Origin of the sequence: Streptomyces sp. NPDC051286, assembly GCF_044455345.1 — a bacterium.
In the GTDB taxonomy this organism is placed as follows: Bacteria; Actinomycetota; Actinomycetes; order Streptomycetales; family Streptomycetaceae; genus Streptomyces.
Window position 1 is genome coordinate 265,010 of sequence record NZ_JBITER010000003.1, and the last position, 12,175, is coordinate 277,184.

The 12,175-nt window shown below is 68.1% G+C and carries 12 protein-coding genes; 10 read left to right on the top strand and 2 right to left on the bottom strand.

Annotation, left to right across the window (positions count from 1 at the left end; translation table 11 throughout):
- Positions 1 to 2: 2 nt before the first annotated feature.
- The 7 genes from nadC (at position 3) to ACIBB8_RS05845 (ending at position 4,389) form a co-directional block, all read left to right on the top strand.
- Positions 3 to 1,046, top strand: coding sequence for a carboxylating nicotinate-nucleotide diphosphorylase (nadC, locus tag ACIBB8_RS05815; protein WP_398949175.1), 1,044 nt, complete (start codon positions 3 to 5; stop codon positions 1,044 to 1,046).
- Positions 1,046 to 1,843: a type III pantothenate kinase gene (locus tag ACIBB8_RS05820; RefSeq protein ID WP_266984380.1), complete on the top strand. Its 798-nt coding sequence runs from the start codon at positions 1,046 to 1,048 to the stop codon at positions 1,841 to 1,843. The genes nadC and ACIBB8_RS05820 overlap by 1 nt, the downstream gene beginning before the upstream one ends.
- A gap of 137 nt (positions 1,844 to 1,980) precedes the next feature.
- Positions 1,981 to 2,562, top strand: a complete 582-nt coding sequence (locus tag ACIBB8_RS05825) for a hypothetical protein (RefSeq protein ID WP_398949219.1) — start codon at positions 1,981 to 1,983, stop codon at positions 2,560 to 2,562.
- A 61-nt stretch (positions 2,563 to 2,623) separates the two neighbouring features.
- The gene (locus ACIBB8_RS05830) at positions 2,624 to 2,803 is read left to right on the top strand and encodes a hypothetical protein (protein WP_398949176.1); all 180 of its coding nucleotides are present in this window, start codon (positions 2,624 to 2,626) and stop codon (positions 2,801 to 2,803) included.
- Positions 2,804 to 2,925: 122 nt separating this feature from the next.
- Positions 2,926 to 3,342 (top strand): BlaI/MecI/CopY family transcriptional regulator, encoded by a 417-nt coding sequence (locus tag ACIBB8_RS05835; RefSeq protein WP_398949177.1) that lies wholly within the window; start codon positions 2,926 to 2,928, stop codon positions 3,340 to 3,342.
- 57 nt (positions 3,343 to 3,399) lie between these two features.
- On the top strand, positions 3,400 to 3,909 hold the full coding sequence (locus tag ACIBB8_RS05840) for an amino-acid N-acetyltransferase (protein WP_398949178.1): 510 nt from the start codon (positions 3,400 to 3,402) through the stop codon (positions 3,907 to 3,909).
- 144 nt (positions 3,910 to 4,053) lie between these two features.
- The gene (locus ACIBB8_RS05845) at positions 4,054 to 4,389 is read left to right on the top strand and encodes an Lsr2 family protein (protein WP_327368168.1); all 336 of its coding nucleotides are present in this window, start codon (positions 4,054 to 4,056) and stop codon (positions 4,387 to 4,389) included.
- On the opposite strand, the gene ACIBB8_RS05850 is transcribed toward ACIBB8_RS05845, so the two are convergent.
- A complete protein-coding gene (locus ACIBB8_RS05850; RefSeq protein WP_398949179.1) occupies positions 4,368 to 5,006 on the bottom strand; it encodes an SCO3374 family protein in 639 nt (212 codons plus the stop codon). The genes ACIBB8_RS05845 and ACIBB8_RS05850 overlap by 22 nt on opposite strands.
- Positions 5,007 to 5,436: 430 nt before the next feature.
- Here ACIBB8_RS05850 and ACIBB8_RS05855 point away from each other — a divergent pair, with 430 nt between their 5' ends.
- Entirely contained in the window at positions 5,437 to 7,965 is a 2,529-nt protein-coding gene (locus tag ACIBB8_RS05855) for an ATP-dependent Clp protease ATP-binding subunit (protein WP_358858754.1), read from the top strand.
- A 624-nt stretch (positions 7,966 to 8,589) separates the two neighbouring features.
- Positions 8,590 to 9,291 (top strand): M23 family metallopeptidase, encoded by a 702-nt coding sequence (locus ACIBB8_RS05860; RefSeq protein ID WP_398949180.1) that lies wholly within the window; start codon positions 8,590 to 8,592, stop codon positions 9,289 to 9,291.
- 400 nt (positions 9,292 to 9,691) lie between these two features.
- Here the strand turns inward: ACIBB8_RS05860 and ACIBB8_RS05865 are convergent, their stop codons facing one another.
- Complete coding sequence (locus ACIBB8_RS05865; protein WP_398949181.1) at positions 9,692 to 10,276, bottom strand: TetR/AcrR family transcriptional regulator; 585 nt, start codon at positions 10,274 to 10,276, stop codon at positions 9,692 to 9,694.
- 124 nt (positions 10,277 to 10,400) lie between these two features.
- Here ACIBB8_RS05865 and ACIBB8_RS05870 point away from each other — a divergent pair, with 124 nt between their 5' ends.
- Positions 10,401 to 12,047 carry an MDR family MFS transporter gene (locus tag ACIBB8_RS05870; RefSeq protein WP_398949182.1) on the top strand — a complete coding sequence of 549 codons (1,647 nt, stop codon included), beginning with the start codon at positions 10,401 to 10,403 and terminating at the stop codon, positions 12,045 to 12,047.
- Positions 12,048 to 12,175: the final 128 nt, after the last annotated feature.

Consider the following 12,175-nt stretch of genomic DNA (forward strand, 5'->3'; position numbering starts at 1 on the left):
CCGTGAGCACGCCCGAAGAGAATCCGCGCCCCACACCCGTGGACGTACCGCTGATCCAGATCGGCGCGCCCGCACCGGCCGCGGGCGGCTGCGGGGACGCCTGCGGCTGCGGCGGGGAGGAAGGCTACGAGCTGGACCCCCTGGAGTGCGGTCTCGACCCCGACCTCGCCCAGCTGCTCGCCGACGCGGGCCTCGACCCGGTCCAGGTCGAGGACATCGCGCACGTCGCCATCGAGGAGGACCTCGACGGCGGTGTGGACGTCACAACCGTCGCCACGGTCTCCGAGGAGGCCATGGCCACCGGTGACTTCACCGCCCGCGAGGCCGGTGTCGTCGCAGGTCTGCGCGTCGCCGAGGCCGTCCTCTCCATCGTCTGCACGGCCGAGTTCGAGGTCGAGCGCCACGTCGAGGACGGCGACCGCGTCGCCCCCGGCCAGAAGTTGCTGACCGTCACCACCCGCACCCGTGACCTGCTCACCGGCGAGCGCAGCGCGCTCAACCTGCTTTGCAGGCTCTCGGGCATCGCGACCGCCACCCGCGCCTGGGCCGATGTGCTCGAAGGCACGAAGACGAAGGTCCGCGACACCCGCAAGACCACCCCGGGTCTGCGCGCCCTGGAGAAGTACGCGGTGCGCTGCGGCGGCGGCGTCAACCACCGGATGTCGCTCTCCGACGCCGCGCTGGTCAAGGACAACCACGTCATCGCGGCGGGTGGCGTCGCCGAGGCGTTCAAGCGGGTGCGGGACGAGTTCCCGGACGTACCGATCGAGGTCGAGGTCGACACCCTGGACCAGGTCCGCGAGGTCCTGGAGGCGGGAGCCGACCTGATCCTGCTGGACAACTTCACCCCGTCCCAGACCGAGGAGGCCGTCGCGCTCGTCGGCGGCCGCGCGGTCCTGGAGTCCTCCGGCCGGCTCACCCTCGACACCGCCAGTGCCTACGCCGCCACAGGCGTCGACTACCTGGCCGTGGGCGCGCTCACCCACTCCTCGCCGATCCTCGACATCGGCCTGGACTTCCGCGACACCGACGGGGCCGGCGTCTGATGCTGCTCACCATCGACGTCGGCAACACCCACACCGTCCTGGGCCTGTTCGACGGTGAGGAGATCGTCGAGCACTGGCGGATCTCCACCGACGCCCGCCGCACCGCGGACGAGCTCGCGGTGCTGCTCAACGGCCTGATGGGCATGCACCCGCTGCTCGGCGAGGAGCTGGGCGACGGCATCGAGGGCATCGCGATCTGCTCCACGGTCCCGGCCGTCCTGCACGAGCTGCGCGAGGTCACCCGCCGCTACTACGGCGACGTGCCCGCCGTGCTCGTCGAGCCGGGCATCAAGACGGGCGTCCCGATCCTGATGGACAACCCGAAGGAGGTCGGCGCGGACCGCATCATCAACGCGGTCGCGGCCGTCGACCTCTACGGCGGCCCGGCGATCGTCGTCGACTTCGGCACGGCGACCACCTTCGACGCGGTCTCCGCCCGGGGCGAGTACGCGGGCGGGGTCATCGCCCCCGGCATCGAGATCTCGGTCGAGGCGCTCGGCGTGAAGGGCGCCCAGCTCCGCAAGATCGAGCTGGCCCGGCCGCGCAGCGTGATCGGCAAGAACACGGTCGAGGCCATGCAGGCGGGGATCGTGTACGGCTTCGCGGGCCAGGTCGACGGCGTCGTCGAGCGCATGAAGAAGGAGCTGGCGGCCGACCCGGACGACGTCACCGTCATCGCGACCGGCGGCCTTGCTCCGATGGTGTTGGGGGAGTCCTCCGTCATCGACGAGCACGAGCCCTGGCTCACGCTCATCGGGCTGCGACTGGTGTACGAGCGCAACATCGCCCGGATGTAGGGCACGCGCCGGGTACCTGCGGGAACGGCGCGGCGGCGCGGAGGCCGCCGCCGCGCCGCCGCGCCCAGCTAAACGGATTTTGTCCATTTAGCACGTATTGTCGCGTTATGCCCACGCCTTACGGATCACGCGGCGGTATGGCGTTCAGCGCGGACGAGCTGCGTGTGCTCCGACGCGCCCTCGCCAACGCCCTCCGCCCCACGCCCCTGCCCGACGAGGACGTCCAGGACTGCCTGCGGCTCGCGAGTTCCCTGGACGAGGCGGTCGGGGAGGCGGGACGGCTGCGTACGTTCCTCCTCGCCGACCTCGTCCGCTACCGCGACGCCCTCCCAGGCTCGGTCACCAGCTATTTGGAGCTGCTCCAGGATGCCCTGGCCGCCGGATACGACCCTCGCCCGGAGGATCTGGCCGCCCTGCGCACCCAGCGGGGCAGACCGGTTGCCGCGGCGCTCCTGGAGCGCTGCCATGTGCTCGCCGAGCGGTCGGTGCGGGCCCGTCTCGCCGGACGCGCCGTACCCGCGACAGCACCCGCCCCGCGCGGCCGTCTGCTCGCCCTCCCCGGCGGCCGGGCCGCGACCGCGGAACCCGAAAAGCCGAAGGCCCCGGCGGCCCCGGCCCGTCCCGCGCCGCCGTCCGAACGCCCCGCCCCGAAGCCCTCGGAAGTCTTCCCGCCCCGCCGCCGGCCCGTCCCGCCCCCGCAGCAACGCGCCGCGGGGTAGCCGCACCGGACGACGGAGGGGTCGCGCGGAAGTCCGTACCGGGATCGCTACTCTGGATCCCATGGACTACGTATCCGCGCTCGTGCCCCCCGTGGTGATGGCCGCCTTCTTCATCGGCCTCGTCGTGACGATCGTCAAGAGCCAGGGCGGCCCGAACAAGGCCAAGGAGGACGCGGCCGTGGACTCGGCGCTCGGCCACGCCGAGGCGGCGCAGCAGGCATCGCGGACCGAAGGCGTCTGACCGGTACGGCGCGTACCGCACCTCGCCTACCGCATGAAGGGCGTGCGGCTCATGAGGAGCCGCACGCCCTTTTGTCACTCAAATAATCGGTCATTCCAGACATCTAGCACTAAGGTGACGCTGTGCCTCGCCAATTGGGAGAGCTGGAAGACGCCGTGATGACACGGGTCTGGCAATGGAACCGACCGGTCACCGTGCGGGAAGTCCTTGAGGACCTTCAGAAGGAACGGTCCATCGCGTACACGACCGTCATGACAGTAATGGACAATCTCCATCAGAAGGGCTGGGTGCGCAGGGAAGTCGAAGGCCGCGCATATCGATATACGGCGGTCTCCACCCGCGCCGCCTACTCGGCCGCACTGATGAACGAAGCCTGGTCCCAGAGTGACAACCCCGCCGCCGCTCTTGTCGCCTTCTTCGGCATGATGTCCGCCGAGCAGCGGGAAGCACTCAGTGACGCGATGCGGATCGTATCGCCGGAGCTGACGGAGACCGGTGATCGCCCGGCCGATGACGCGGACACCGAGTCCGGGCGATAGCGTCGGGGCATGTCCTCAGAGCTTCCGCATACCGATTTCCGTACCGAACCGTCGGTTATGAAGGAGGCCATCACCGTCCGGCGTGCCCGGACGGGCGATGTGCCCTCGGTCCGCCGTCTCCTCGACGGGTACGTGCGCGAAGGCATCCTGCTCGACAAAGCGACGGTGACGCTTTACGAGGACATCCAGGAGTTCTGGATCGCGGAACGCGACGAGGACGCCCGCGTCATCGGCTGCGGTGCACTCCATGTGATGTGGGAAGACCTTGCGGAAGTCCGTACTCTCGCGGTCGACCACAGCATCAAGGGCGCCGGAGTCGGGCATCAAGTACTGGACAAGCTGTTGCAGACCGCCCGCTGGCTGGGTGTGCGCCGGGTTTTCTGTCTCACCTTCGAAGTCGACTTCTTCGCCAAGCATGGCTTCGTGGAGATCGGAGAGACGCCGGTCGACACAGATGTCTACAGCGAGCTGCTGCGTTCCTATGACGAGGGCGTAGCAGAGTTCCTCGGTCTCGAACGGGTGAAGCCGAACACCTTGGGTAACAGCCGGATGCTTCTGCACCTGTGACCGTCGGAAGGCGCCGGAACCCTATGTCCGAATCGCGCATGTTTCCCGTGTTCTTGCGCTCCTGAACCTCTCCCAGGGGTTTGTGTTTTCCGGGGAAAAGCGGTTTCCTTTCCGCGTACTGCATTTTCGATGAAAGGAAATCCGGTGGCACAGAAGGTTCAGGTCCTTCTTGTCGATGACCTCGACGGTGGCGAGGCGGACGAGACGGTGACGTTCGCTCTGGATGGCAAGACGTACGAGATTGACCTCACCACGACCAACGCGGACAAGCTCCGTGGTCTTCTTGAGCCGTACACCAAGGGTGGCCGGCGTACCGGCGGCCGTGCCGCAGCGGGTCGTGGCAAGGGTCGCGCCGTTACCGGTGGCAACAAGGACACCGCCGAGATCCGTAAGTGGGCGCGCGAGAACGGTCACAATGTGAATGACCGTGGTCGTGTTCCGGCAGAGATTCGCGAGGCTTACGAGAAGGCCAACGGCTGAACTGCCGACCGGTCCGTCGACAGTCCCTTTGCCGACAGCTCCGCTGCCGGTTGCGCCGTTGCCGTCCGCCCCGTCCGGGCATGCATCAACCGGGCCCGGTGGCATTCCGTTGCCACCGCGTCCACGAGCCGTACGAGATCGGGAGCACCCCCACCCCTGCTCCCGAGGCCGACGAGGGCCGGGAGCTCCGGCTTCCCCTCGTGCCGCAGCTCGGGGGGCCGCAGCCATGCGGCGGCCCCCGGCGAGCGAGGAGCCCAGCCGGGCGGCGTCGGTGCGATGATCCGCCCGCCCGTACCGACGGCGGTCAGCGCGAGGGAGACCCCGCCCCACTCCAGCCAGTCGAGCAGCCCCGGCAGCTCGTCGGCGCTCCCCGCAGCCACCAGCAGTCCCATGGTCCGCCCCGTCAGTGCCACGGGTCCTGTGTGCCCCAATCGCCGCAGCGCCGCGTACCCCGCGGCCGCAGGCAGTTCCAGGACGTCGAACCGCAGCCCGGTCGGCAACTGCACCGGAGCGGTCCCTTCCGTCGGCCAGCCGAGCTCGTGCTCATACCACCACGCACAGTCACTGGTGCGCTCGTCAGCGAGCGCTGCGCGTGGGGGCGGGACGGTGAAGGCCATGCCCGAAGAACTGCCAGGCGGCCCCAAGGGTTACGCAGAGTCGGCAAATATGTGCATAGCGTGTCCATGATGGGGGCGTGCGAGCGGATTTCCGGGCGCAAGAATGTTCGCCCGTAGCGGAGGGAACCGGCGCGCGCCGCATGGACTGTCTGTAATTGCGGGTAAGAACATCCCTAGTGGGGAGGGGCGACACGCGGCTCGGCACGTCTCACGTTCGCCATCGGCGTACTGGCGATAGGGGTATCTGCCTGGCCTGCGGGAACATCGTCTCGCACCATCGGGTTGGAGCAGTTGTCGGCGTTCGGGGCAGGAGGCCAAGGACGGGTGTCGGCAGTTGGAATGAGCGGTCCCCGCTTGCGGGACTAAGCTGCGGAAGGACAGGGAGGGGACCGACCCCTTACTGCCTGACCGCTCTGAGGAGCGATTAACGATGTTCGAGAGGTTCACCGACCGCGCGCGGCGGGTTGTCGTCCTGGCTCAGGAAGAAGCCCGGATGCTCAACCACAACTACATCGGCACCGAGCACATCCTCCTGGGCCTTATCCACGAGGGTGAGGGTGTCGCCGCTAAGGCCCTGGAGAGCCTCGGGATTTCGCTCGAGGCGGTCCGCCAGCAGGTGGAGGAGATCATCGGTCAGGGCCAGCAGGCCCCGTCCGGGCACATCCCCTTCACTCCCCGAGCCAAGAAGGTCCTGGAGCTGTCGCTCCGCGAGGCTCTTCAGCTTGGCCACAATTACATCGGCACGGAGCACATCCTGCTCGGCCTGATCCGCGAGGGCGAGGGCGTCGCCGCCCAGGTCCTCGTGAAGCTGGGCGCCGACCTGAACCGGGTGCGGCAGCAGGTCATCCAGCTGCTCTCCGGGTACTCGGGAGGCAAGGAGGCGGCCACCGCAGGCGGCCCCGCGGAGGGCACGCCCTCCACGTCCCTGGTGCTCGACCAGTTCGGCCGGAACCTCACCCAGGCCGCTCGCGAATCCAAGCTCGACCCGGTCATCGGGCGCGAGAAGGAGATCGAGCGGGTCATGCAGGTGCTCTCCCGCCGTACCAAGAACAACCCGGTTCTCATCGGCGAGCCCGGCGTCGGCAAGACGGCGGTCGTCGAGGGACTGGCGCAGGCCATCGTCAAGGGCGAGGTGCCCGAGACCCTCAAGGACAAGCACCTCTACACCCTCGACCTCGGCGCGCTGGTCGCCGGTTCCCGCTACCGCGGTGACTTCGAGGAGCGCCTGAAGAAGGTCCTCAAGGAGATCCGCACCCGCGGCGACATCATCCTGTTCATCGACGAGCTCCACACCCTCGTGGGTGCGGGCGCCGCCGAGGGCGCGATCGACGCCGCCAGCATCCTCAAGCCCATGCTGGCGCGAGGTGAGCTCCAGACGATCGGTGCGACGACGCTCGACGAGTACCGCAAGCACCTGGAGAAGGACGCCGCTCTCGAGCGCCGCTTCCAGCCCATCCAGGTCGCGGAGCCGTCGCTGCCGCACACCATCGAGATCCTCAAGGGTCTGCGCGACCGCTACGAGGCCCACCACCGCGTCTCCATCACGGACGAGGCACTGGTCCAGGCCGCGACGCTGGCCGACCGCTACATCTCGGACCGCTTCCTGCCGGACAAGGCGATCGACCTGATCGACGAGGCCGGTTCCCGGATGCGTATCCGCCGGATGACCGCGCCGCCGGACCTCCGTGAGTTCGACGAGAAGATCGCGGGTGTCCGCCGCGACAAGGAGTCGGCCATCGACTCCCAGGACTTCGAGAAGGCAGCGTCCCTCCGCGACAAGGAGAAGCAGCTGCTGGCGGCGAAGGCCAAGCGGGAGAAGGAGTGGAAGGCCGGCGACATGGACGTCGTCGCCGAGGTCGACGGCGAGCTCATCGCCGAAGTCCTGGCCACCGCCACCGGCATCCCGGTCTTCAAGCTGACGGAGGAGGAGTCCTCCCGACTGCTGCGCATGGAGGACGAGCTCCACAAGCGCGTCATCGGCCAGAAGGACGCCATCAAGGCCCTCTCGCAGGCGATCCGCCGTACGCGAGCCGGTCTGAAGGACCCGAAGCGCCCCGGTGGCTCGTTCATCTTCGCCGGCCCGTCCGGTGTCGGTAAGACCGAGCTCTCCAAGACGCTCGCCGAATTCCTCTTCGGTGACGAGGACGCGCTGATCTCCCTCGACATGTCGGAGTTCAGCGAGAAGCACACGGTTTCCCGTCTCTTCGGTTCTCCCCCCGGTTACGTGGGTTACGAAGAGGGCGGCCAGCTCACCGAGAAGGTGCGCCGCAAGCCGTTCTCCGTCGTCCTCTTCGACGAGGTCGAGAAGGCCCACCCCGATATCTTCAATTCCCTGCTCCAGATTCTGGAAGACGGTCGCCTGACCGACTCCCAGGGCCGGGTCGTGGACTTCAAGAACACGGTCATCATCATGACGACCAACCTCGGGACCCGGGACATCTCCAAGGGCTTCAACCTGGGCTTCGCCGCCCAGGGCGACGTCAAGACCGGCTACGAGCGGATGAAGAACAAGGTCAACGAAGAGCTCAAGCAGCACTTCCGTCCGGAATTCCTCAACCGTGTCGACGACACGGTCGTCTTCCACCAGCTCACCGAGGAAGACATCATCCAGATCGTCGACCTCATGATCGCCAAGGTGGACGAGCGCCTGAAGGACCGCGACATGGGCATCGAGCTCAGCTCGGAAGCCAAGTCGCTCCTGGCGAAGAAGGGCTACGACCCCGTGATGGGCGCCCGGCCGCTGCGCCGGACGATCCAGCGCGAGATCGAGGACGTCCTCTCCGAGAAGATCCTCTTCGGTGAGCTGCGCCCCGGTCACATCGTGGTCGTCGGCACCGAGGGCGAGGGCGAGGAGAAGAAGTTCACCTTCCGCGGCGAGGAGAAGTCGGCGCTGCCCGACGTCCCGCCGATCGAGCAGGCGGCAGGCGGCGCCGGCCCGAACCTGACGAAGGACGTGTAAGGGCGCGCTGAGCGTCCGAGCAGCCGATGGGGCTGCCCCGGAACCGTTTCGTACGGTTCCGGGGCAGCCCCTTCGCCGTGCCGCCAGGTGCGCACGACGAGCCCGGGTTCCACATCTAGGAGGGTGCTGAAGATCTCGGCCGGATCAGTGCGGCCGCTGGTCACCGCTCTCCCCGCCCCGGGAGCTGAGCGTCTGCCGTGACAGCGCAGTCAGGTTGCCTGTCGAATGTCCCGAATCGGGCGGCCTTCGGCCCCGTCGGTAGTGACAAGGCGCACACCCCCTCGGCGCTCTCCTATGAGGCGTAGGAGACGGGGCCGTGACCGCGGAAGGGGCCTTTGCCCCGCGGCGGAACGGGGCCTTCGGTGCGACGGGAGGGGAGGCCCGAAACGCTGCAACATGTCCGTTTCAGGCGGTTTGGAGCTGGGGTTAAACCTGTTTGGCGGAGGAGGTTCGGTCGAGTCGCGTGTCGAAGATCCGGGGTCCGTGGCAACGAGTTCTCTGGGGTGTAAATACGGCTTTTCTTCGTAGATAGGGTGTTTGGGCACAAGTGGGGTGGCGGGTTACCAAGGGATGGCCAGCCCGGCGGACAAGCCGGGCTCACTCGCATCCGGAGGATCCCCGCTTATGTCGAAGCGCGTTACGTTCCAGCACTCCCGCCGCCCGTCCATGTCCCGTGTCCGTGGCGCCGTGGTGGCAGCCGGCCTGGGGACGTCGATGGTTCTCGGCGCGGGCGCTGCGTTCGCAGCCGCCCCGGCGAGCGCCCCCAGCACCGCGAGTCTGATCGGCAATACGGCGGCCGATTCGGTCGCCGCGCAGGCGGCCGCGCAGGCCAAGGCGGCGGTCAAGAAGGCCGCTGCGGCGGAGCAGGCCGCACGCAGCTCCGCCAAGGAAGCCGCCGGCAAGGCGGCCTCCTGGGTGGCACCGGTCCGCCACTACGCGCTGAGCGCCTCCTTCGGCACCGACGGCAGCCGCTGGGCTCACAAGCACTCCGGCCAGGACTTCGCCGTGCCGACCGGGACCACGGTCAAGGCCGCGCACTCCGGCACCGTCGTGAAGGCCGGCCCGAACGGCGGCGGCGACGGTCCCGCGTACGGCAACGCCATCGTGATCAAGCACGGTAACGGCACGTACTCCCAGTACGCGCACCTGTCGCGGATCGACGTGCGCATAGGCCAGACCGTGAGCACGGGCGAGAAGATCGCCCTCTCGGGCAACACCGGCAACTCCAGCGGCCCGCACCTGCATTTCGAGATCCGTCACACCGCCAACTACGGTTCGGCGATCAACCCGGTCTCGTTCCTGCAGCGGCAGGGCGTCACGGTCTGACCCGACCTGACGACCGCACCACGGCCCGGATCCCGCTCCCGCCGCCCTAGGGCGTGTTTCGAAAGTCCCGCCTGCCTGGCGACGCCTGGCACGCACGCTCGCTGCGTTGTCGGGCTCACCCCGATACGACCGGTATCGGGGTGACCCTCCGCCTTGCGATCGCACGCACCAGACGCCGCCAGGCCCGCCCTGCGGGCGGACGACGCTACTTTCGAAACACGCCCTAGGGCCTGTTCTGAGTTCCCTGCCTGCGCCCCGACGCCCGGCACGCACGCTCGGCGCACGGCCGCGCAGGACAGGTGGCTCCGCCACATGACCTGCGACACCGCACGCCGATCGCACGCACCGACCACCGCTGCGCCCGCGCTTCGCGCGAACGACGGGGAACTCAGAACAGGCCCTAGCTCGCGGGGCCCGGGCTGTGGGCTTGGGTGATGAGGTCGAAGGCGACTTCGAGGACGGCTTTGCGCTTGTCCTCGAAGTCGCCGTCGAAGTCCTTGAGGGCGAACATGCCCGCGTGCAGCGTGAAGAGCGCGGTGAAGCAGCGCACCTGGTCGGTCAGTGGCGCGTCGGGTTCCTTGATCAGATCGACGAGGGTCACGATGCGGCCCTTGATGGTCTCTCCAATGCTGAGATCCCGTATGGTCGCCTGGTTCTCCTGCATGAACCGGAAGAGCGGCGCCGCCGCGGCCAGTGCGTCGCTGTAGCGGACCAGGATCTCCTTCTTCGTCTCCAGGGTGCGCGGCTGTTCCTTGCCCCAGGCGATCAGCTCCTCGACGGGCCGGTTGAGGTCCTCGAAGATGCTGATGAGGATGTCTTCCTTGGTCTTGAAGTGGTAGTACAGCGCCGCCTTGGTGACGTCCAGCTTCTCGGAGATCTCGCGCAGCGAGGTCTTCTCGTAGCCCTGCTCGGCGAAGAGCTCCAGGGCGACGTCCTGGATACGCTGGCGCGTATCGCCCCGGCGTGGCTGCGGCGTGCTGCCCATGGTGCGCTCCCCAAAGAACTTACTTGACGCCCGGCTAGTTACGGGTCTACTTTCCCCAGTGTAGTCAACTAGCCGGGCGGCAAGTAAGGGCCCGGCTAACAGGGGATCAGGGGAGTTGGGAACCATGTCGGACCTGAAGAAGGCGGCGGGCGGGAAGCCGGGCGGCCGAGCAGCCGAGAAGACTGCCGACGAGCCGCCCGCCGCACCCGAACCGCAGCAGCGCAGCGTCCGGGTGGTGATGCTCGCCCTGATGATCACCATGCTGCTGGCCATGCTCGACAATCTGATCGTCGGCACCGCCATGCCGACCATCGTCGGTGATCTCGGCGGCCTGGAGCATTTGTCCTGGGTCGTCACCGCGTACACCCTGGCCACCGCGGCCTCGACCCCGATCTGGGGCAAGCTCGGCGACATGTACGGACGCAAGGGCATCTTCCTCACGTCCATCGTGGTCTTCCTGATCGGCTCCGTACTGAGCGGCATGGCCCAGGACATGGGCCAGCTGATCGGCTTCCGTGCGGTCCAGGGGCTCGGCGCGGGCGGACTGATGGTCGGTGTCATGGCCATCATCGGCGACCTGGTGCCGCCCCGCGAGCGCGGCAAGTACCAGGGAATGATGGCCGGCGTGATGGCGATCGCCATGATCGGCGGGCCGCTCGTCGGCGGCACCATCACCGACCACCTCGGCTGGCGCTGGAGCTTCTACATCAACCTGCCGTTGGGCGCCGTCGCCCTCGCCATGGTCACCGCCGTACTGCACCTGCCGAACAGGAAGCGCACCCGGGCGAACGTCGACTACCTCGGCGCCGGGCTGCTGACCCTCGGCATCACCGCGATCGTGCTGGTCACCACCTGGGGCGGTTCGGAGTACGCCTGGGGCTCCGCCGTGATCATGGAGCTCATCGCGATCGGTGTCGTCTCGCTCGTCGGCTTCCTCTTCGTCGAGACGAAGGCCGCAGAACCGATCATTCCGCTGCACATCTTCCGCAACCGCAACTTCACACTGATGTCGATCGTCGGTTTCATGTCCGGCTTCGTGATGTTCGGAGCGGTGCTCTTCCTGCCGCTGTTCCAGCAGTCCGTCCAGGGTGCGTCCGCGACCAACTCCGGTCTGCTGCTCCTGCCGATGCTGCTGTCGATGATGGTTGTCTCGCTGATCGCCGGACGGGTCACCACCAGCAGCGGCAAGTACAAGATCTTCCCCATCGTGGGCTCCATCCTGATGGTGTCCGGCCTGTTCCTGCTCTCGCAGATGGACACCGGCACCACCCGCTTCACCTCCGGCGTCTACATGGCGGTCCTCGGCGCGGGCATGGGCTTCCTGATGCAGATCACGATGCTCGTCGCGCAGAACAGCGTCGAGTTGAAGGACATGGGCGTCGCCTCCTCCGCGACCACCCTCTTCCGTACGCTCGGCAGCTCCTTCGGCGTCGCGATCATGGGTGCGCTGTTCACCGGACGAGTGCAGGACGAGATGGTGGCCCGCGGCGGCGGAGCAGCCACCTCGAAGTCCGCGCAGCTGGACGCGGCGAGCCTGGCGAAGCTGCCGGACGCGGTGCGTGAGGCGTACCAGTTCGCGGTGTCGTCAGGAATCCACATCGCCTTCCTGGTCGGTGCATCGGTCGGTCTGATCGCGCTGGTGGCGGCGGTGTTCGTCAAGGAGGTACCGCTGCGGGGGGCGGGCCCGGAGGCAAAGCCCGAGCCCACCGCCGAGAGCGGCGTGGAGGCATCGGAGCCGGTGGCCGACGCCAAGCAGAGCGAGAGCGTCTGACCCGACAGTGACCAGGGGCCCCGGGGGGGGGGGGGGGGGGGGGCGGGCGGGGCGCGGCGGGGGGGGGGGCGCGGGGGCGGGGGGCGGGGGGGGCGGGGGGGGGGGCGGGGGGCGGCGGGCGCGCGGGG

Bases quoted from the DNA above. Each gene is read 5' to 3' on its own strand.
- ACIBB8_RS05820 (WP_266984380.1), top strand. From the start codon at position 1,046: ATGCTGCTCACCATCGACGTCGGCAACACCCACACCGTCCTGGGCCTG.
- ACIBB8_RS05825 (WP_398949219.1), top strand. From the start codon at position 1,981: ATGGCGTTCAGCGCGGACGAGCTGCGTGTGCTCCGACGCGCCCTCGCC.
- ACIBB8_RS05830 (WP_398949176.1), top strand. From the start codon at position 2,624: ATGGACTACGTATCCGCGCTCGTGCCCCCCGTGGTGATGGCCGCCTTC.
- ACIBB8_RS05840 (WP_398949178.1), top strand. From the start codon at position 3,400: ATGAAGGAGGCCATCACCGTCCGGCGTGCCCGGACGGGCGATGTGCCC.
- ACIBB8_RS05850 (WP_398949179.1), bottom strand. From the start codon at position 5,006: ATGGCCTTCACCGTCCCGCCCCCACGCGCAGCGCTCGCTGACGAGCGC.
- ACIBB8_RS05855 (WP_358858754.1), top strand. From the start codon at position 5,437: ATGTTCGAGAGGTTCACCGACCGCGCGCGGCGGGTTGTCGTCCTGGCT.
- ACIBB8_RS05860 (WP_398949180.1), top strand. From the start codon at position 8,590: ATGTCGAAGCGCGTTACGTTCCAGCACTCCCGCCGCCCGTCCATGTCC.
- ACIBB8_RS05865 (WP_398949181.1), bottom strand. From the start codon at position 10,276: ATGGGCAGCACGCCGCAGCCACGCCGGGGCGATACGCGCCAGCGTATC.
- ACIBB8_RS05870 (WP_398949182.1), top strand. From the start codon at position 10,401: ATGTCGGACCTGAAGAAGGCGGCGGGCGGGAAGCCGGGCGGCCGAGCA.